This window comes from Streptomyces sp. NPDC005181 (genome assembly GCF_040608395.1).
Lineage (GTDB): Bacteria > Actinomycetota > Actinomycetes > Streptomycetales > Streptomycetaceae > Streptomyces.
Map to the genome: position 1 here is coordinate 59,575 of NZ_JBEXID010000022.1, position 19,556 is coordinate 79,130.

General features: G+C 69.8%; 17 protein-coding genes and 2 pseudogenes. 12 read left to right on the plus strand and 7 right to left on the minus strand.

Annotated features, from left to right (window positions below):
* Positions 1 to 39: 39 nt before the first annotated feature.
* Complete coding sequence (locus ABZV38_RS16925; protein ID WP_356327740.1) at positions 40 to 282, plus strand: DUF397 domain-containing protein; 243 nt, start codon at positions 40 to 42, stop codon at positions 280 to 282.
* A gap of 24 nt (positions 283 to 306) precedes the next feature.
* Here the strand turns inward: ABZV38_RS16925 and ABZV38_RS16930 are convergent, their stop codons facing one another.
* Entirely contained in the window at positions 307 to 960 is a 654-nt protein-coding gene (locus ABZV38_RS16930) for a pyridoxal 5'-phosphate synthase (protein WP_356327741.1), read from the minus strand.
* 50 nt (positions 961 to 1,010) lie between these two features.
* Between ABZV38_RS16930 and ABZV38_RS16935 the strand changes: the two genes are divergently transcribed.
* From ABZV38_RS16935 to ABZV38_RS16950, 4 genes and pseudogenes are all read left to right on the plus strand, one after another.
* Positions 1,011 to 1,646, plus strand: a complete 636-nt coding sequence (locus ABZV38_RS16935; RefSeq protein WP_356327742.1) for an ABATE domain-containing protein — start codon at positions 1,011 to 1,013, stop codon at positions 1,644 to 1,646.
* 28 nt (positions 1,647 to 1,674) lie between these two features.
* Positions 1,675 to 2,097 (plus strand): ACT domain-containing protein, encoded by a 423-nt coding sequence (locus ABZV38_RS16940; protein ID WP_356327744.1) that lies wholly within the window; start codon positions 1,675 to 1,677, stop codon positions 2,095 to 2,097.
* Positions 2,098 to 2,168: 71 nt separating this feature from the next.
* The gene (locus ABZV38_RS16945) at positions 2,169 to 2,669 is read left to right on the plus strand and encodes a hypothetical protein (RefSeq protein ID WP_030928952.1); all 501 of its coding nucleotides are present in this window, start codon (positions 2,169 to 2,171) and stop codon (positions 2,667 to 2,669) included.
* A gap of 307 nt (positions 2,670 to 2,976) precedes the next feature.
* Positions 2,977 to 5,222, plus strand: a pseudogene (locus tag ABZV38_RS16950) (glycoside hydrolase family 95 protein).
* Here ABZV38_RS16950 and ABZV38_RS16955 read toward each other — a convergent pair.
* Positions 5,186 to 7,411 (minus strand): germacradienol/geosmin synthase, encoded by a 2,226-nt coding sequence (locus ABZV38_RS16955; RefSeq protein WP_356327746.1) that lies wholly within the window; start codon positions 7,409 to 7,411, stop codon positions 5,186 to 5,188. The pseudogene ABZV38_RS16950 and the gene ABZV38_RS16955 sit on opposite strands and share 37 nt — an antisense overlap.
* Positions 7,412 to 7,808: 397 nt before the next feature.
* Between ABZV38_RS16955 and ABZV38_RS16960 the strand changes: the two genes are divergently transcribed.
* Positions 7,809 to 9,143 carry a peptidoglycan recognition family protein gene (locus ABZV38_RS16960; protein ID WP_356327748.1) on the plus strand — a complete coding sequence of 445 codons (1,335 nt, stop codon included), beginning with the start codon at positions 7,809 to 7,811 and terminating at the stop codon, positions 9,141 to 9,143.
* A 151-nt stretch (positions 9,144 to 9,294) separates the two neighbouring features.
* Here the strand turns inward: ABZV38_RS16960 and ABZV38_RS16965 are convergent, their stop codons facing one another.
* Complete coding sequence (locus ABZV38_RS16965; protein WP_356327750.1) at positions 9,295 to 10,431, minus strand: aminoglycoside phosphotransferase family protein; 1,137 nt, start codon at positions 10,429 to 10,431, stop codon at positions 9,295 to 9,297.
* A 231-nt stretch (positions 10,432 to 10,662) separates the two neighbouring features.
* Between ABZV38_RS16965 and ABZV38_RS16970 the strand changes: the two genes are divergently transcribed.
* The gene (locus ABZV38_RS16970) at positions 10,663 to 12,159 is read left to right on the plus strand and encodes a hypothetical protein (protein WP_356327751.1); all 1,497 of its coding nucleotides are present in this window, start codon (positions 10,663 to 10,665) and stop codon (positions 12,157 to 12,159) included.
* A 117-nt stretch (positions 12,160 to 12,276) separates the two neighbouring features.
* On the opposite strand, the gene ABZV38_RS16975 is transcribed toward ABZV38_RS16970, so the two are convergent.
* Complete coding sequence (locus tag ABZV38_RS16975; protein WP_356327753.1) at positions 12,277 to 13,719, minus strand: SpoIIE family protein phosphatase; 1,443 nt, start codon at positions 13,717 to 13,719, stop codon at positions 12,277 to 12,279.
* A 648-nt stretch (positions 13,720 to 14,367) separates the two neighbouring features.
* Between ABZV38_RS16975 and rpmG the strand changes: the two genes are divergently transcribed.
* Both rpmG and ABZV38_RS16985 read left to right on the plus strand, forming a co-directional pair.
* The gene (rpmG, locus tag ABZV38_RS16980; RefSeq protein WP_356327754.1) at positions 14,368 to 14,532 is read left to right on the plus strand and encodes a 50S ribosomal protein L33; all 165 of its coding nucleotides are present in this window, start codon (positions 14,368 to 14,370) and stop codon (positions 14,530 to 14,532) included.
* Between the two features lie 62 nt (positions 14,533 to 14,594).
* A pseudogene (locus ABZV38_RS16985) lies at positions 14,595 to 14,834 on the plus strand (type B 50S ribosomal protein L31); the annotation flags it as partial.
* Between the two features lie 185 nt (positions 14,835 to 15,019).
* On the opposite strand, the gene ABZV38_RS16990 reads toward ABZV38_RS16985, so the two are convergent.
* Positions 15,020 to 15,622, minus strand: coding sequence for a YoaK family protein (locus tag ABZV38_RS16990; RefSeq protein WP_356327800.1), 603 nt, complete (start codon positions 15,620 to 15,622; stop codon positions 15,020 to 15,022).
* Positions 15,623 to 15,859: 237 nt separating this feature from the next.
* Between ABZV38_RS16990 and ABZV38_RS16995 the strand changes: the two genes are divergently transcribed.
* Positions 15,860 to 16,147, plus strand: coding sequence for a hypothetical protein (locus ABZV38_RS16995; RefSeq protein ID WP_356327756.1), 288 nt, complete (start codon positions 15,860 to 15,862; stop codon positions 16,145 to 16,147).
* Here ABZV38_RS16995 and ABZV38_RS17000 read toward each other — a convergent pair.
* The gene (locus ABZV38_RS17000; protein WP_356327757.1) at positions 16,125 to 17,189 is read right to left on the minus strand and encodes a phosphatidylinositol-specific phospholipase C domain-containing protein; all 1,065 of its coding nucleotides are present in this window, start codon (positions 17,187 to 17,189) and stop codon (positions 16,125 to 16,127) included. The two genes, ABZV38_RS16995 and ABZV38_RS17000, sit on opposite strands and share 23 nt — an antisense overlap.
* A 334-nt stretch (positions 17,190 to 17,523) precedes the next feature.
* Between ABZV38_RS17000 and ABZV38_RS17005 the strand changes: the two genes are divergently transcribed.
* Both ABZV38_RS17005 and ABZV38_RS17010 read left to right on the plus strand, forming a co-directional pair.
* Positions 17,524 to 18,297: a DUF4389 domain-containing protein gene (locus ABZV38_RS17005; RefSeq protein ID WP_356327759.1), complete on the plus strand. Its 774-nt coding sequence runs from the start codon at positions 17,524 to 17,526 to the stop codon at positions 18,295 to 18,297.
* 42 nt (positions 18,298 to 18,339) lie between these two features.
* The gene (locus ABZV38_RS17010; protein ID WP_356327761.1) at positions 18,340 to 18,855 is read left to right on the plus strand and encodes a DinB family protein; all 516 of its coding nucleotides are present in this window, start codon (positions 18,340 to 18,342) and stop codon (positions 18,853 to 18,855) included.
* A gap of 84 nt (positions 18,856 to 18,939) precedes the next feature.
* On the opposite strand, the gene ABZV38_RS17015 is transcribed toward ABZV38_RS17010, so the two are convergent.
* Positions 18,940 to 19,428 carry a potassium channel family protein gene (locus tag ABZV38_RS17015; RefSeq protein ID WP_356327763.1) on the minus strand — a complete coding sequence of 163 codons (489 nt, stop codon included), beginning with the start codon at positions 19,426 to 19,428 and terminating at the stop codon, positions 18,940 to 18,942.
* Between the last annotated feature and the right edge of the window lie 128 nt (positions 19,429 to 19,556).

The following is a 19,556-nucleotide window of genomic DNA, read 5'->3' on the forward strand; positions in this document are numbered from 1 at the left end:
GCTAGGCTTTGGCCGGAACGACTAGTGGGAGGAGCCGACGTGGCGGAGAGCACCACCACCCAACAGCCCTTTGCCGGCTGGGACAAGCCGGACCTCGATCTCAGCAACGCCGACTGGCAGTCGGGCACACAGGGGGCCGGGGATGTCCAGATCGCCTTCGTCGAGGGATTCATCGCGATGCGCAACGCCGGTAAGCCCGACAGCCCTTCGCTGATCTTCACCCCGGCCGAGTGGCGGGCCTTCGTGGTGAACGCCCGCGACGGCGAGTTCGACCTCACCTGACGGCGCGGCCCGCGCGGATCGGACTCAGGGCCAGAGCAGCTCGCGCACCCAACCGACGTCCGTGGCACGGTAGTTGAGTCGCGTGTGATCGCGCTGTTTGTCGCCCTGCCAGAACTCCACGGTCTGCGGCCGCACCGAGTGCAGCGCCCATCCCGGCGCCACGAGATCAGGCTCCCGCTCCAGCCGGGCCAGCGACTCCCGGACCGCCGCGTCACGCACCGCGAGATCGGTCAGTGGGCTGCTCTGCCGTCCGAGCAGGGCTTCCGCCCTGGCTCCCGGGCCACGGGCCAGGAAGTCCGCGGCGCTCCGCTCGGCGCTCTCGGCGACGACGGGCCCGCGCACTCGCACCTGGCGGGCCGACTGCGGCCAGTAGAAGGTGAGCGCGGCGAACGGGCGGTCCGCGAGATCGCGCCCCTTGACACTGCCCGCCTCCGAGGCGAACTGCCAGCCCTGCGCGGAGACGTTCTTGAGGATCAGGGTGCGGGCGTCGGATTCCCGTCGGCCGCCCGCCGTCGACAGGGTCGTCGCATGCGGCTCGCGGACCCCGGAGTCCAGTGCGTGCAGCAGCCACTCCGTGAACAGTTCCACGGGGGTGTCAGGGGCGGTCCGCGGATCGAATGCGGGCAACTCGCCCTGGAACACCTCGATGTCGCGCAGCAAATGACGCAGCTCGGTCATGCCGGTCCCTCCCCGTGCCTAATGGTTGTGGCCGACCTACCATTAGGCCCATGTCCGGCGCCCGGCTCACCGTCGCCCTCGCCCTCACCGTCCGACACGACGGCCGGGGCGGCGTCGCCGACGACCTTGACACCCCCGAGGGGCTGACCGCCTGGGTGCGCGAACGGCGCGGCCTGCTCGGGCGCGTGCCAGGAGCCGGCGGCCGGGCAGCCGGCTCCGTGCCCGCCGATGCCTGGGTGGCCGACGAGGAGAGCCTCGCTGCCGTACGGTCTCTGCGTGCCGCCGTCCGGGCGCTCTTCGCGCACGCCGTGCGCCCCGGCCGACCGAGTCCCGCCGACGCCCGGAACCTGATGCCCGTACCCGAGGCACTCGACCGGCTCAATGCTGCGGCCGCAGCTGTCCCGACCGTCCCCCGTCTGGACTGGCCGGACGACGGTGACCCCCTCGCCTCCCACCACCCGGCCGGCGCAGCGCAGCTCGGGGACGCCCTGCCCGCGGCCCTGGCCCGTGCCGTGATCGGCTTCCTCGCCGGACCGGACCGCGCCGCACTGCGCGCCTGTCACGCCCCACGGTGTGTGCGCTACTTCGTCAAGGAGCACCCCCGCCAGGAGTGGTGCAAGCCGTCCTGCGGGAACCGCGCCCGGGTGGCCCGCCACCACGAGCGGCACCGCTCATCGCACCCGTAGCCGGGTGAACCGCCGTAGCGTGGTGATCATGACTGGCGAGCGCGACCTGCGAACCCTGCTGAGCGGCATGCGGCCTGAGCTGAACGCCGGCCGGTACGTCTTCACCACGGTGCCCGACGGTGCGGCGCCCACCGGTGTCGCACCCGTGGTGACAGTCACCGAGCGCGAGGGACTGACTCTGGTGCTCCAGGAGGAGGAAGCCGTCGCCGCAGGGCTGACGTACGACTATGTGGCGGCCTGGATCACCCTCCGCGTCCACTCCGCGCTGGACGCCGTAGGACTCACCGCCGCTGTGGCGCTCGCCCTCACCGACGCGGGGGTGAGCTGCAATGTCGTGGCGGGCTACCATCACGACCACCTGTTCGTCCCGCACGGACGTGGCACCGAGGCGGTGGGTGTCCTGGAGGCGCTGGCCGCGGAGTCCGGCCATGACGCGCCGGACACGCCATAGCCCGGCGTCCGGCGGTCGGACGTGCGCGGGCCCGGCTCCGCAACGTGAGCGGAGACACGTAACATGTCTGCATGTCCTTCCTCCGCCGCCGTAGCGCCGCCACACCCGCGGGCCCGGATTTCGACGTCCTGGCCATGGACCCGGGGGACTGGCCCGGAAACCTCGGCGCCGGTCTGCTGCCCGCGCCCGACGGGAGCTGTCAGGGTGTCTTCCTGCGGTACGACCTGTTCGGCGGTCGCGGCCCCGCGATGATCATCGGTAACCTCCCGGAGGGCTCGCCCGCCCGCGAGACCGAGGAGGGCCAGGTCCCGTTCGAGGTCGCCCAACTGCTGCTCGCGCTGGAGAACGACGAGCCGGTCGAGGTGACCGGCACCGACGACATGCCCGTTATGCAGGGCGACAACCTGCTGATCGTCCGCCGGGTGAAGCTCTCCGAGACCCGGATCTCCTGCGTCCAGTTCGACCGCAGCGACGGAGTGCTCGTCACCATTGCCAGCTGGGACCGGCCCATCACCGACGATCTGTACACCTTGCTGAAGCCCCTGCCTGCCGAGCTGTTCCAGCAGGGCTGAAACGTCCCGGCCACGGCCGTCCGCACCGATCCGGACGGCCGTGGGGCACTTTTGTCCAACCCTGCGCAGCCTCTGTCCAAGAGGCTGCTTTGTCATGCACCTTGTCCGGTCAGTCGTCGGACCTTTAGCGTCGTGCGCCATGACACCCGGGATGACGCGACGCACCACAGTGAAGACAGCGATCGGCGCAACAGGCACCCTGGCGCTGGGAGTTCCTGCCCTTGCCGGAACGGCAGCGGCTGTCGGTACCTCCGATGAATCACGCGGGACGCAAGGGCCGGAGAGAGCCAGGCCCCTGGTGGACCCGGTGCTCTGGTACCGCACCCCCGCCGTCGGCTGGGAGCACGAATCACTGCCCATCGGTGGTGGCGCCCTGGGCGCGAGCGTCTACGGAACGCTCGCCTCCGAACGGCTCACCTTCAACGAGAAGACGCTGTGGACCGGCGGACCCGGCTCCACCCAGGGGTACGACTTCGGCAACTGGACCGCCCCCGACCGGGGGCCCTCACCGCAGTGCAGCAACGCCTCGACAGCGAGGGCGCGATCGATCCCGACTCGGTCGCCGCGGAACTGGGCCAGGCGCGCCGCGGCTACGGCGCCTACCAGGTCTTCGGTGACCTGCTGCTCGATCTGCCGAATGCCCCGGCCGCCCCCGACGCCTCCTACCGGCGCGCCCTCGACGTGCGGACGGCGCTCGCCACCGTTGCCTACACCCAGCAGGACGTCCACCACTCCCGGGAGTACTTCGTCTCCCACCCCGGAAGCGTCATCGCCGGGCGGCTCGGAGCGGACCGCCCGGGACAGGTCTCGTTCACCCTGCGCTACACCTCGCCGCGCAGCGACTTCACCGCGACCGCCGCCGCAGACCGGCTCACCGTACGGGGCGCGCTGAAGGACAACGGGCTGCGCTTCGAGGCCCAGATCCGGGTGCGTACCAGTGGCGGCCGCGTCACCGCCGGGCCCGACGGCACACTGACCGTCACCGATGCCGACAGCGCCTGGTTCGTCCTCGCCGCTGCCACCGACTACGCCGACCGCTATCCGGCCTACCGCGGCGACGACCCGCACCACACGGTCACCCGCACGGTGGACGAGGCGGCCGGAACGTCGTACGAGAAGGTCCGAGCCGCCCACGTACGCGATCACGGAGCGCTCTTCGACCGGGTCGCCCTCGACATCGGCCAGCAGCTGCCCGACCTGCCGACCGACCAGCTGCTCGCCCGGTACACCGGCGGTACGAGCCCCGCCGACCGGGCGCTGGAGGCGCTCTTCTTCCAGTACGGCCGCTACCTGCTGATCGCGTCCTCGCGGGCCGGTTCGCTGCCCGCGAACCTCCAGGGCGTCTGGAACAACTCCACCACCCCGCCGTGGTCCGCCGACTACCACAGCAACATCAACCTCCAGATGAACTACTGGCTCGCCGAGGTCACCAACCTGGCCGAGACCACCGCACCGTACGACCGCTACATCGAGGCGATGCGTGCACCGGGGCGCAGGACGGCGAAGGAGATGTTCGGGACGGCCGGCTGGGTGGTGCACAATGAGACCAACCCCTACGGCTTCACCGGGGTCCACGACTGGTCGACCGCCTTCTGGTTCCCCGAGACCGCCGCCTGGCTCACTCAGCAGATGTACGAGCACTACCGGTTCAGCGGCTCCACCGGCTATCTGCGCTCCACCGCCTATCCGGCGATGAAGGAGGCCGCCGAATTCTGGCTGGCCAATCTGCGCACCGACCCGCGCGACGGGCTGCTCGTCGTCACCCCCAGCTACTCTCCCGAGCACGGAGACTTCACCGCGGGCGCCGCGATGTCCCAGCAGATCGTCCACGACCTGCTCACCAACACCCTGGAGGCCGCCCGCACGCTCGGCGACGCCCCCGCCTTCCGCAGCCGCCTGCGGACGGCCCTCGACCGGCTCGACCCCGGGCTGCGGATCGGCTCCTGGGGACAGCTCCAGGAGTGGAAGACCGACCGGGATGACCCGGCCGACGACCACCGTCATGTATCTCACCTCTTCGCCCTCCACCCCGGGCGGCAGATCGAACCCGGCAGCAACTGGGCCGAGGCGGCCAAGGACTCCCTCGGGGCGCGCGGCGACGGCGGCACCGGCTGGTCCAAGGCATGGAAGATCAACTTCTGGGCGCGGCTGCGCGACGGCGACCACGCCCACAAGATGCTCGCGGAACAGCTGAAGAGCTCCACCCTCCCCAACCTCTGGGCCACCCACCCGCCGTTCCAGATCGACGGCAACTTCGGTGCCACCTCGGGCATCGCCGAAATGGTGCTGCAGAGCCAGTACGACGTGATCGAGATTCTCCCCGCCCTCCCCGCCGGCTGGCCGGAGGGATCGGTCCGCGGACTGCGCGCCCGCGGAGGCTTCACCGTCGACATCGAATGGTCCGCGGGGCAGGCCCGCCGTGTGGTGATCACGGCGGGCCGTAGCCGCGAAGTGACCGTCCGCTGCTCCTTGTGGGCGAGCGGCGAGAGAGTCTTCAAGGCCCGTGCGGGCGACCGCTACACGCTGGTGGCGGAGGGCAGAGCCGAGGGCTGAGCGAACAGCGCGGTCACCCGCGCCGCCGAGACGCCGAGCCCCGTGGGACCACTGAGGTGCCACGGGGTGCCGGAACCCCGCCGCAGATCCTCTTCGCGGTAGCGGCGGCAGTCCCGGTGCCAGATCCGGATGCCCGCGATCCAGCGCTTGAGCTCTTCCACGTAGCCCGCCAAGATGTCCCTCGCCTCGGCGTCCAGTGCGAAGTCGTCGTACAGGACCGGGAGTTCCTGCTCGGCGACATGGAGGAACTGGCGCAGCCGCGAGTTCATCAGATCGTGCACGATCGCCACCGCGGTCGGATAGTCCACGCCGAAGAAGTTCTGCACGACCAGGACGCCGTTGTGCACCTCACCCTCGTACTCGATCTCCTTCTGGTACGAAAACAGGTCGTTGAGCAGCGCGGCATAGTCCGACGCCGCGTTCTCCAGGGAGCGCAGCGGGCCGCTGCGGTAGATCCCCTCCGGTACCTTCTTGCCGTGACCGAGCCTGCACAGGCTCATCGTGAGATCCGAACCGAACGTCAGCCGTCGCATCTCGATGTAGTCCACCGGGTCCGGGATGCGGTTCTGCGCCTGGTTGGCAAGCTCCCAGAGCCAGCTCGCCGTCATCGACTCGATGGCCGTGCGCAACGCGCGCCGTGCGCGGTCGTCCATCGGGGCCGCCGTCCGCTGCCAGAGATCGGCGAGACCACGCTCCAGCGCATTGACCGGCTCCGGCGCCGCGGAGCCGTCCAGCGGCATGAACAGCGAGAGCCGCTCATTGGCCAGCCGAGCGCCCGCCAGGTCCCGGGCCCGCCCGTGCACCACCGGGAACCAGTCGTCGCCGTACGTACCCCAGGCCAGCCACCCCGAGGAGAGATCCAGCTCGACCGCCGTCGCGTCCGGATGCAGGCCCGCCGCGCACAGCGGCAGATCGATCGCGATGAGCCGCTCCTCGTCCCAGATGTGCGAGCCGGGCACCCCCGGCTGCGCCTCCAGGATCCCCATCCGGCGCGCCCAGTCGACGATCCGGATCCGCGCCCCGTCCAGATGCGGGCTGAGGGTCGTACCGAACGGCAGGTCGAAGTCGGGCAGCAGAGACGGGCCGACGTGCTGGTACGGCACATGGGTGTGGCTGCGGATCCGGGCCGGCTCCGAGCGCGGTGTGAAGCGGATCGACGCGGCGGACATACCGAAGCCCAGGGCGGCCTCGCCCGCCCCGCCGTCGTTCATGTAGCGGCTGGAGCGCATGTGCCACTCATGGCCGCCGGACTGCCAGTCCTGCAACCCCTTGACGTACGCGAGAACCGCCGCGGTCTCCATCGGATCGAGCCCCTTCTCCGCGCACAGCGGCCCGAGTTCGGTGAGCGCGGTGTTCTCGAACTGCTGGAGCCGTGAGGTCAGCAGATCGTTCACCGCCTCGGCAGCCTCCTGGGTGGAGCAGCCCAGAAATGTCTCCAGCACCAGCACACCGTTGCTGTTCTCGCCCTCGTCCTCGACCTCCCGCTGGTACGAGAACAGGTCGTTGCGCAGATGCACGCCGTCGGAGAAGGCGTCCCGCAGCACCCGCAGCGCCCGCTCGCCCACCACCGAATCGGGTACCTCGGCGTCCGCCGCGTACTCCACGAGCCCCGCCGACCAGGGTGCGCCGCCCACCTTGCGGCGCATCTCGATGTACTCCACGGGGTTCGCGATGCGCCCCTCGTTGATATTGGCGAGCTCCCACAGCGACTCGTTGAGCAGGTTCTCGGTCGCCTCCGCGAACCGGACCCGCCAGGCGTCGGACATGCTCGGCACCGTCCGCGCCCACAGATCGGCCAGCCCCGCCTCGACCGGGTTCGTCGGCTCGGGTGTCTGCGCCCCTCGTTCCATCGGCATGAACGCCGGCAGCCGGTCCAGATACTTCTTGCCGCCCTCCCGGTCCGGGGTGCGCTTGAACAGCTCCAGGAAGTGGTCGTCGAAGAAGAAGACCCACACATACCAGTCGGTGACCAGTGACAGGGCCTCCGCCGAGCAGTCGGGGTGGGTGTACGCGCACAGCAGCGCGTAGTCATGGGAGTCGAGGTCCTTCTCCTCCCAGATGCCGGACCCTTCTACCATCCCTATGCTGCGCGCCCAGGACTTGGTGTGCTGTCGCGCCTCCTCGACATGGGGGTTGAGCCGCGCCGGATACGGGACATAGAAGTCCGGCAGGGTGAAGGGCTGAGCCATGTGCGTCCGGCCTTTCCGAGAAATTCCGCGCGGGGTTCGCGCGGGGTTCGCGCGGACCTTTCGTGTCCGCGCGAGCACTACCCTTCGTCCGTCCGAGGCACGCACATCAGGCATTAATCACACAAAAAGTATGCGCACACGCGGGGCGTCGGCGGACTGCGGCGCACGCCCGTCCGCTCCGTAAAACTCAGGTAACGCCCCACCGCCACAAAGTCGTTGCCTCCTTCCCTTCGCAGGTCAGAGCCCCTGCCAGTGGTCTGGTCCAGTGACTCGTCCGGCAGCCCCCTTTGTGCTCTTGACGTGCGATCACCTCAGGTCACAGAGTGTGCGCCCATAGCGGAACAGTGACATCGGATCACGTACGACTTCGAAGCGCGCAGCTCCAAGAAGGGTTGTCATGACGTCCAAGCAGAGGACCAGACTCACGCTCGCCCTGACCACCGTCGGCGCCCTGAGTCTCGCGCTGCTCGCTCCCGCGGCACAGGCCGGCGCGGACGGGGTGCGGCCCGAGTGTCCCCGCGGCCTCGACTGCGACTGGGTCCCGGCTGCCTATCAGCAGACCGGCGATCCGGCCGACAAGGAGACGTACGGCAACTACGACACCGCGGACCGGCCGCACAGCAACAAGATCAAATTCATAGTTCTGCATGACACCGAAGAAGACTTCGACACCACGCTGAAGATCTTTCAGAACCCGCTGAAGCAGACCTCCGCCCACTATGTGGTGCGCTCGGGCGACGGTCATGTCACCCAGATGGTCAAGGACAAGGACGTCGCCTGGCAGGCGGGGAACTGGTACGTCAACACCCACTCCATCGGCATCGAGCAGGAGGGGGTCGCCGTCGAGGGTGCCAAGTGGTACACCCCCGAGATGTACAACTCGACGGCGAAGCTGGTGCGTTATCTCGCCGCCAAGTACGACATCCCGCTCGACCGGCAGCACATCATCGGCCACGACGGCGTGCCGCCCACCAGCACGGCCGGCACCAAGAACATGCACTGGGACCCGGGAACCTACTGGGACTGGAACCGCTTCATGGCGCTGCTCGGCAAGCCGACGACCGTGCCGAGCGCGCCGAAGAGCAGCCCGCTCGTCACCGTCAGCCCCCGTTTCAAGGACAACAAGCAGGCGTTCCGCGACTGCGAGAAGGGCGTCGACCTGCCGGTCCAGGGCAGCAGCGCCGTCCCGCTCCACACCGAACCGTCCACCGACGCACCGCTCTTCTCCGACCCGGGCCTGCACACCGACGGCTCGCCCGGCACGAACTGCGCGGCCGACTGGGGCAGCAAGATCAGCGCGACTCAGCAGGCGGTGGTCGCGGACCACGCGCCCGGCTGGACGGCGATCTGGTGGTACGGCCAGAAGGCCTGGTTCGAGACCCCGGCGAAAACCCGGACGACCGTGCCGACCGCCGGCTACGTCGTCCGGCCGAAGGCCGGCCGTACCGATGTGCCGGTGTACGGGGTGGCCTACCCGGAGAAGTCCGAGTACCCGGCGGACTTCGCGGACAAGCGAGCGGGAACGGCGCTGCCGTACACCATCAAGGCCGGGCAGTCGTACCCCGGCGGGGGCGAGGCGCCGACCGGGTTCTTCTACGCGCCGACGATCGATGCGTCGTATCCGCTGGACCATGCGTATTTCCAGGGCGCGGAGAAGTACGTGACGGTGCAGATCGGGCACCGGATCGCGTTCGTGAAGGCGTCGGAGGTGGATGTGGTGCGGGTGCGGTGACGGCTCGTGGGTGAGCGGGCGGGGGCCTGAAGGGGCTCTGCCCCGACCCCATCCGCCGCTCTTCAATCACCGCAGGGAGCTGATCGCAACAGCGCGCTGCGGGCCCGGTGTGTCGGCACCGGACCCGCAGCGCGCATCTCGTGGAGCCGCGTCAGCGAGTGCCGACCGCAGCACGCACGGCCCGCCGGGCCATCGCGCAGTCGTCGTGCAACCGGCGCAGCAGCAGCCGCTGCTCCTCGCCCGACGACAGCGCACCCGGACGCTCCTGACCGCCGCCGACGGGCGCGGTCTCCCGCATCGCCCGCTGCACAGCCGTCTCGTACGTACGGATCTCCCGCGTCAGTACGAGCATCAGGTTCACCAGAAACGCGTCCCGCGCCGCCGGACCCGTGGCCTGTGCCAGCTGGCTGATCTGCCGCCGTGCGACCGGTGCGTCACCCAGCACCGCCCACAGCGTCGCCAGGTCGTACCCCGGCAGATACCAGCCTGCGTGCTCCCAGTCCACCAGCACCGGCCCCGTCGGCGACAGCAGGATGTTGGAGAGCAGGGCGTCACCGTGGCAGAACTGCCCCATGCCCTGACGGCCGCCCGCATGCGCCAGGCCGTGCAGCAGCTTCTGCAGGTCGCCCAGATCACGGTCGGTGAAGAGACCCAGCTCGTGATAGCGGGCGATGCGCGAGGCGTAGTCCAGCTGGGCGTCGAACAACCCGGCGGCCGGCCGCCAGGCGTTGACCCGGCTGATCGCGCCGAGCGCTGCCCGAACATCGGCCCTCGGAGGAGCCTCCGACGGGTGCCTCGTCAGCGCCGCCACACGTCCCGGCATCCGCTCGATGACCAGCGTGCAGTTCTCCGGGTCCGCCGCGATGAGCCGCGGTACCCGGACCGGCGGACGGTGCCGGACGAACGCCCGGTATGCCGCTATCTCGTGGCGGAACCGCTCCGACCAGACGGGGGACTGGTCCAGTAAACACTTCGCGACTGCCGTCGTGCGTCCGGTGGAGCCGACGAGCAGTACCGAACGCCCGCTGCGGCGCAGCACCTGGACCGGGTTGAACTCCGGGCAGATCCGGTGCACCGAGGCGATCGCCATCCTCAGCTGCGCGCCCTGCGGACCGGACAGATCCAGTCGCCCGCTGAGTGGTGGGGTGCCCAGTCCTGCCGGCCGCCGGGGCCGGACCGTGCCGGGCGCCGGCTGACCGGCATGCGGGGCGAGATACGGCCCGGCGCCCGCTCCCATGGGACGCAGCGGCCGGGGCGGGGCGGTCACGGAGGACGATGCTGTGTACATGGGCGAGACAGATCCCTTCGTGCGCCGACAAGTTGCGTGCGCCGCCCCGGCCGGCGGCCGTTCGGCACCCTGGGGAGTACCTAGGGCTGCCGGGCGGGGTGGCGCTTTCCTACCTGACACCGGCGCGCGGGTGGCAGACCATCTGGCGGACCCTGGCGAACCCTGGCGAATAGTCACAAGGCATCTGACAGGGGGTTACTGTCAACACAGCCGAGAACCTGGGGGCTTGACGTGACCGGAGAACCCAACACCCGTCTGTCGGATCTGTTCGGCCTTGCCGGCTGGTCCAAGGGCGAACTCGCGAGAATGGTGAACCGGCAGGCGGCGGCCATGGGCCACCCGCAGCTGGCCACCGATACCTCGCGCGTGAGGCGCTGGATCGACATGGGGGAGTCCCCCCGCGATCCCGTGCCCGAAGTGCTGGCAGCCCTGTTCACCGAGCGGCTCGGTCGTGTCGTGACCATCGAGGACCTCGGGTTCGGCCGGCGCGGGCGTGTGGGGAAGCGGACAGAGGTCGGGACGGAACACAATCCCGACAGTCTGCCGTGGGCGCCCGAACGGACGGCAGCGGTCCTCACCGAATTCACGGGAATGGACCTCATGCTCAACCGACGCGGCTTGGTGAGCGCGGGCGCCGCGCTCGCCGCAGGATCGACCATCACCGGCCCCATGCACGACTGGCTGCACACCGACCCCGTGTTGGCGGCCGACGCTCCACGGCTCGCCGACCCCCTCCACGCGGACCCGGCCGGCTTCGACCGGTACGAGGCCGCACCCATCGGGTCGGATGAGATCGAAGCGCTCGAACGGTCCGTCGAGGTGTTCCGCGCCTGGGACGCCTCCCGGGGCGGCGGGCTGCAGCGCAAGGCGGTCGTGGGCCAGCTCAACGAGGTGGGCGGCATGCTCTCCTACCGCCACCCCGACCATCTGCAGCGCCGTCTCTGGGGTGTTGCCGCCAACCTCGCCGTACTCGCCGGATGGATGTCCCACGACATCGGCCTCGAACCCACTGCGCAGAAGTACTTCGTCATCGCCGCTCATGCGGCACGCGAGGGCGGCGATCGCCCACGTGCGGGCGAGGCGCTCTCCCGGGCGGCCCGTCAGATGGTCCACCTGGGCCGTCCCGACGATGCGCTGGACCTGATGAAGCTCGCCAAGTCCGGTTCCGGGGACATGGTCCTGCCACGTACCCAGGCGATGCTGCACACCATCGAGGCCTGGGCGCAGGCGTCCATGGGCCGCGGCCAGGCCATGCGCCGCACGCTCGGCAAGGCCGAGGAGCTCTTCGTATCGGACAAGGGTGATGTGCCGCCGCCCAGTTGGATGCAGCTGTTCGACGAGGCGGATCTGCACGGCATGCAGGCCCTGGCGTTCCGTACGCTCGCCGAGCACGACCCGTCGGTGGCCGTCATCGCCCAGCGCCACGCCAAGCAGGCCCTGGAGCTGCGCGCCAACGGGCGCCAGCGCTCGAAGATCTTCGACTACATTTCGCTCGCCTCGGCGTGCTTCATCGCCGACGACCCGGAGCAGGCCGACCGCTACGCGCGACTCGCCCTGGTGACGATGGGGGAGACCTCCTCGCACCGAACCTGGGATCGGCTCCGTGAAATGTACCGGCTCACAGGGCAGTTCGCCGGGTACGCGAAGATCGAGGACCTGCGTGAGGAGATCAATCGCGCGATGCCGCAGAGCACCGTCATCAAGCGGCCGAGGAGTTCGGAGATCTGATCCAGGGGCGCTGCGACGACAGGGCGCCGATCACCCACCGTTCGAGCACCGCACGAGCAGACGGCTTCCATCTACGCTCCTGTGCCGTGTCCTCGTGCCTTTCGTCCCGCCCCGGGTTCACCCCCCGATACGGACGATCAGCACGCATGCGTCGTCCAGGCGCTCGGTGTCACCGAACTCCTCGACGACCGTCCGTACGCAGTCCTGTGCCGTGCGCGCTTCGGCGAAGCGCGGTGCGAGTGCGAGCAGCGCCTCCGGGCCCGCACCCCGGTCGCTGCGGCGGGTCAGTCCGTCGGTGTGCAGGACCAGTACATCGCCGGACTGCAGGGGCACTTCGTCCTGCTCGTACGCCACCGAGGCGGCGGCGCCGAGCAGCACCCCGTCCGGTGGCGGCAGCGGTCGTCCCGCTCCGTTGCGGAACAGCAGCGGTGCGGGGTGGCCGGCCTGTGCCCAGGCGAGAGTGCCGGTCACCGGGTCGAAACGGCAGCACACCGCACTGCCGAGCGCGGGCTGCACCGACGACTCGAGTAATTGGTTGAGGTGGCCCATCAGGGCGCCCGGCTCGATACCGGCCACCGCCATCCCGCGCAGCGCGCCCAGCAGCATCGCCATGGCCGAGGTGGCCGGGATGCCGTGACCGGTCAGATCGCCGACTGTGAGCAGCGTCCTGCCGTCCGGCAGTTCCAGCGCGTCGTACCAGTCGCCGCCGATCCGATCGCTGGACTGGGACGGCAGGTAATGGGCCGCGACATCCAGTGCGCCGGGTCCTTGCTGCGGGAGCAGCAGCGAGCCGCGCCATGCGGGGAGCACAGCCTCCTGGAGCTCGACCGCCATCCGGCGCTCGGTCTGCGCCATGTGCTGCTGGCGCCGGAGCGAGTCGCCGGTCTGGTGCACCACGCGCTGGCTGCGCCGCAGTTCGCTGACGTCCCGCAGGACAGCCCACATGCAGGCGGTGCAGCCGTCGGCGTCGAGAACAGGTTCGCCCATCATGTGCAGGGTGCGCATCCGGCCGTCGGTCCGCATGATGCGGAACTCGCCGTCTATCGGCTTGCCGTCGACCAGGCAGTCCGTCACCAGTGAGGTGAGCAGCGGTTGGTCCTCGGGGAACAGCACGGACGGAAGTTCGTCGAGTGACAGCGGTCCCGCCTCCGGGGGCCGGCCGAAGATCTCGAACAGCTCTTCCGACCAACTGACCTCGTCGGTCAGCAGATTCCACTCGGCGCTGCCCACCCGGCTCAGCAGCGAACCGGCCTGTGGTCCGGCGACGGTCTGCTGCTCCGGCGCCTCCGCATCCTGGGCCGGCTGCTCCACCGTCCCGGGCGGCATGCCTTCCTTGAGCTGTCCCAGATGCGTACCGAGATCGTCGAGATGATGGACTGCCAGCTCACAGAGTGCGCGCTGCCAGCGCAGCTGCGGATCGTCCTCGTCGACCAGCACCGCGTCCCGCCGCACGGCGTCCACGTCTCCGCGCAGCCGACGGGTCCGGTTGATCAACACGTCGACGGCATCGCGCTGGGGAGGCTGTGGGGCGGGGCGGTCCGCAGACAGATGGGACGGCATCTCGTACTCCGATACAGGCGCGGCACAACCAGGTCTGAAAGGTGGACCGAAGACGACTGTGGCACAGGCTGCGGGAGCCCGTAAGTAGTTTGGCAACACTCGATGCGTTGTTGCTTCTGACATATGCCACAGGCTCCGCAGAGCGCCGGTCCTTCGAACAGCCTTGCCTCCCACGGCTGTTGATGCAAGTCATCCGGCGCGTGCGGCCCGCTGTGCGCCCGCGCGCGCCGCTCCCGCGCGGGTCGCCGCACCTGAGCGGGGCATATGCGCCGGAGCCATCGCCGACGGGCCGACCCTCCGTCGGGCCGGGGTCCCGGCGCCCCGGGAGGGCGGCCGCGGGCCCGTCCGCCTGGTGTTCACGGCGGTGTTTGCGGCGGGGGTCACGGCCGTTGGGTCGGCGCAGGGACCGAAGAGGGGGAGGTCGATGCCTGGACCAGGGGTCGCACGGCGGATCTCCTCGGTTCGTCGTGGGATCGGGTTTCCGGCACCCGGCATTGAAGACCGGATCAGCCCTCGATTCCGGTCCCTCCGCGTGCGTGTGCGGGGCGGGAATGTGACCCGGCCCTGTCGCGTTACAGCACCAGAACGAAAACGACACCCATTCCCACAAGGAGGGGGTGGGGTCGGTGACAGCGTCCGGAGGTGCCCATGGCACGCAGTGAATCCCGCCCCGTCGTCACTCTGAGGTCGACCGCCGGTACGGGCCAGACCTATGTGACACGCAAGAGCCGTCGCAACAGCCCCGACCGGCTGGTCCTGCGCAAGTACGACGCCGCCGCCGGGGAGCACGTCCTCTTCCGCGAGGAACGCTGAGCCGTCGGGCGCGGCCGGTGGCGGCAGCCCTCCCCGCTCATGACAACAAGGAAGGAACGCATATGAAGCCACGCATCCATCCCGTCTCCCGTCCGGTCGTTTTCCGCGACCGCGCTGCCGGGGTCACCTTCCTGACCCGTTCGACCGCTGACGCCGATCAGCGCGTGGAGTGGGAGGACGGCAACAGCTACCCGGTCATCGATGTGGAGACCTCGTCGGCGAGCCATCCGTTCTACACCGGGACCAATCGGGTGGTGGACACCGCCGGCCGGATCGAACAGTTCCGGCGACGCTACGGAACGACGGTGTCCGCCGGGCGCTGCAGTGCTCGTGCGACACGTCACAGTGGGCGGGGTCGATTCCAGGGAACAGGACTCAATGGTTTATCGTTCACCTATATGTGGATGACGCGCTGAGCGCCCACACCCAGAGCTGCCCCGGCTGGATTCCCCCGATCCGGCCGGGGCTTTTCGCTGTCCGCCCGTCCTCACCCGTGGGACGGGCGCCCCGGCACCACCTCGGCCAGCAGGGCACCCGCCGCCAGTGCCGCGGCGACCACGGCAGCGGCGCCCGGCCAGAGCCGGACCGCCAATGCCGTCGCCGTCGCACCCGCGACGACGGCGATCAGCCGGCCCAGCACCCAGACGTCCTCGCCGCGCAGGGACCACAGCGCCGTCCGCCCGACGAGCGAGGTCAGCGTGCCGGTGAAGTAGTTGGTCGGCGTTGCGCGGATCCGGCCCTGAATGCCCATCGCCAGGGCGATCACCGCCAGCAGCCCGAGCCGGTCCCCGTCGGACGTGATCAGCTCCAGCCCCCACAGCGCGGCGCCCACCGCGAGCAGCACCACCTCGACCAGCAGTATCACCGGCAGCCGCCACCGAAGCCCCTCGCCCATCCACGCGCCGCACGCGACCCCGCAGCCGTACGCAGCGAGCGCGGTCACGACGCGCAGTGCGACCCCGTGCTCCCCGACGCCCGCGGCGGAGCCGCCCAGCAGTACGAGATTGCCGGTCATCACCCCGGCGAAGACCTGGCCGACACAGAGGAAGACGAACGCATCCGCCGCCCCGGACGCGGCGGACAGAAGTATCAGCGCCCACTCGCCCCGTGGATCGCGCGCGGGGTCCGCGCTGAACCGGTCGGCGGGCACCGTGGGAGTGGACACGCTGCCACCCTAGGGTTCCACCTGGTGAACAGACACATACGCTTCGCGCGACTCCACAAATTCCGCGACGTCGGCGGATACACCGGCGCCCGACGGGCGCACCGTCCGGTGGGGCCGGCTGTACCGATCCGACTGGTTCGGCAAAGTCCGGGGCGAGGACGGGTGGACGAGGACGACATCGTCGCCGACGCCGCCCTCACCGGCCTCGCCTCCGGGCGCCTCCTCGCCGACTGGCGGGCGGACCCCGACGACCAGGAACCGAACCGGCCCGGTTACGGCAGGGCGCCCGCCGCCGTCGGGCGCCTCGTCCTGGCGGATCCGGCCGTCGCGCACGGCTCCTTACGCGGCTACGCTGCCGAACTGCTCGGCGCACGCGACGAACCGGTGGCCGCGCTGCGCCGTAACCTCGCCGATCCGCCGGCCTCCGTCAGCCGGCCGCGCGCGGCATGACCGTCGAGAGCACCTGGGTCAGCGCATGCCAGTCCGCGGTGATGATGCTCGCGTGCCGTCCCGCCAACAGAGCGAGCCGGTCGAGGGCCTGAGCCTGTGTCGGGCTGGTGCCGTCGATGGCGGGCGCCACATTGTGGGCGTCCGTCATCACGACGAGGTACTGGTTCCGGGCGTACCATCCCGTGTCGATGGAGCCGCCGGCATACGCGGAGGCGTCGCCGTCGAAGACCACGAACCAAGGCCGGATGCCCGCGTCCGTGTACCGCCCTCGCGGGTCACCGGCCTCGGCCCGGTGCACGGCGGGGAAGGCGGCCGCATCCCCCAGCCGCCCGGCCGCCGCGAGATCGCGCAGATGGGTGGCGTACTCCCGGTCGGTCCACAGCGTGTCGACGGGGTTGCCCTCTTCGACGGTCCCGGGGATCAGCTCCACGACGAAGCGCCCGGCAAGCTCGGACCGGGCAGGCCAGCCGTCGGTCCGTACCGCCTCGTCGAGCGTGGCGTGGCCACCGGCCAGATCGGCGGGCCGGAACAGTGCGCTGCCGAGCTTGTCGGACAACAGTGCGTCCAGCTGGGAGGGGCCCCGGCCGTTGTTGGCCTGGAAGCCGTCCTTGAGTTCGAGCTTCAGCACCACCGGACGGTGCCCGGGGTGGGCGTCGTGCCAGGCCTTGATGTCCGCGAGGCAACCGGCCAGATTCTGATTGCGCGCCTTGGTGCGCAGCTGGCTCGCAGTCGCGGCATTCTCGCAGTTGTTGTCGTTCCCGACCGGATTGCTGTGCGAGACCCGCCAGGAACTGCCGAAGACATTGGTCCACACATCGAGCTCGAGCAGCGCCGCACCGGAGTCGAGCGCGTCGGCGAAGTACGGGTACGTGTCCTTCTCGTACGCGTTGTGCACACCGACGCCGGTGGTCGCCGAGAAGGCGGACTCACTCGTGTCGGCCGAGCGGGCGGTTCCGGCAGTCAGCCCGACAGCGAGCAGACCGGCCGCCGCGGTGGTCACCCCTCGACGCCATCCGTGCCCCATGTGCCGTTCGTGTCCCATGGCCCTCACCCTCATTGTTGATGCGCACGCGTCAAACGACAGGCACGATAGGAGAGTTGGGTGACAGGCAGGAGTACGGAAACCGGCCGTTCGGGTTCGAGGGCGACGGCAGGTAGTCAGCGGCCGGGACCAATGCACCGGGACCTGACGGATCGACACGACCTCGTCCGCACCGGGCCGCAGGCCACCGTCATGCGGTCGTCCGGATCCGCCGGCCGGGCGTGCGGAGACCCGATCGGCCCGTGACCGATTGCGGGCCGGTTCCCGAGGGCCCAGCGTGGGGTGGTGCCGTGTGTGCCGATGGCGTACGTGTCACCCGCGGAGGAGGAGCGACATGGCTGACGCCCGGTGGACGGGCCCCAGGGGAGCGGACCTGGGCGAATGGCTGCCCGTCCTGGACGTCGTCGAGCCGCCGGGACAACGGCGGCTCACCGTCCTGGTGCGACTCCTCCTGCTGATCCCGCACTTCATCGTGTTGTTCTTCCTCCACATCGCGGCCTTCTTCACCGTCATCGCGGGCTGGTTCGCCGCCCTGGTCCTGGGGCGGCTGCCCGAACCGGTGTTCCGCTTCCTCGCCGGATATCTCGGCTACCGGATGCGGGTCGGCGCGAGCGCGATGCTGCTGATCGACCGCTATCCGCCGTTCACGCTGACCCCGCCGCCGGACTACCCGGTCCAGATCGAGGTACGGCCGACGGAGCTCAACCGGCCGGCCGTCTTCTTTCGGCTGATCCTGATGATTCCGGCGGCCGTTGTGCAGGGCCTCGCCTCGTCGGGCTGGTGGGCACTGTCCATCATCTGGTGGCTGATCACGCTCATCCTGGGGCGCATGCCCCGTCCCCTGTTCGAGGCCTCGGCCGCCACACTCCGCTACAGCATGCGCTTCTCCGCCTACTTCATGATGCTCACGCCGGCCTACCCCAAGGGCTTCTTCGGTGACGACGCCCTCTCCGTACCGGAGCAGCAGCCGCGTTCCGCCACCCGGCCGCTGGTCATGAGCGGTGCGGGGAAGGCTCTGCTGATCCTGTTTCTGATCGTCGGAGTGGCCACCGACATCACCGCATCCACCACGACCACGTGGTCGTCGGACAGCACCGACAACTGGTGAAAGGCCTGACGCAACTCTCCGGCCAGCAGGCATGATCATGCGATGACATGGACAGCACCTGAAGCGAAGCGCACTTCCGGTTCCCTGGTCGCCGGCGAGCGGGAGATGCTCACGGGATATCTCGGCTGGTTCCGCTGCACTCTGCTGCAGAAGTGCGCCGGCCTGACCGGCGAACAGCTGGCCGAGCAGAGCGTGCCGCCGTCCAACCTCACTCTCCTCGGGCTGCTCCGCCACATGGCGAAGGTCGAACGCACGTGGTTCCGGGAACGATTCGCCGGACAGTCACTGGACCCGATGTTCGACCCCGCCCAGGGCAAGGACGCGGACTTCGAGTATCTGGACCCGGCCCGTGCGGCCGACGACTATGCGCGCCTGGTCGAGGAGTGCCGCCTCGCAGACGCCGTCATCGCCGATGCGTCGCTCGACGACACCTTTACCCATGCCGGCGAGGTCTTCTCACTGCGCCTGGTGCATATCCACATGATCGGGGAGTACGCGCGTCACATCGGCCACGCCGACCTGGTGCGCGAACGCCTCGACGGAGTTACGGGGGCCTGAGCCGCCGCCCGTCGTTTCTCCCGCTCACCGCACACAGCGGGCACCGCAGCCGCGCCCGGCGGACGGCTGACTGCCCGTCGGCACCTATCGTTCGCCGTGCCTCTCGAGCAGCTGCTCCACACGGTCGAACCTCTCGTGAAGCGCCCGAAGCTCGGCGTCGAACGCCTCTTCACCGTGCTTGGCACAGCGGCGAACCGCCCTGCCCACATGCTGGGCATCCTGCTCGGCCCTGCCGACGAACCACGTGGCGATGGACGCGGTGACCATGCCGAAGGTGGTGATACCGGCAAGCATCATCACCGAGGCGATCACCCGCCCCCAGGCGGTCACGGGGTACAGGTCCCCGTACCCGACCGTCGTCGCGGTCTCGATGGACCACCAGACGGCCTTGGGGAACGAGGTGATGTTCGCCCCGGGCGCGCCCTCCTCGGCGGGAACGACCAGTGCTGCCCCTGCCAGCAGGACCGCGGCTGTGGTCAACGACACCGACAGGGCGGCCCGGGCATGAAAGGTGCGCCACCACCGGTCGCTCAGCAGACGACCGAGCAGGAGCGCGAAGAACGATTGCTGCACGGGCAGAAACCCCCGGGCTACAGGCAAAGAGAAGCGTGAGGGCGACGCTACCGTCGTACGCGCCCGACGAGCGGCCTGACACACGCCGGTCCGGGCCAGGAAAAGCGCGTCCCTGCTCCTCGCCCGTC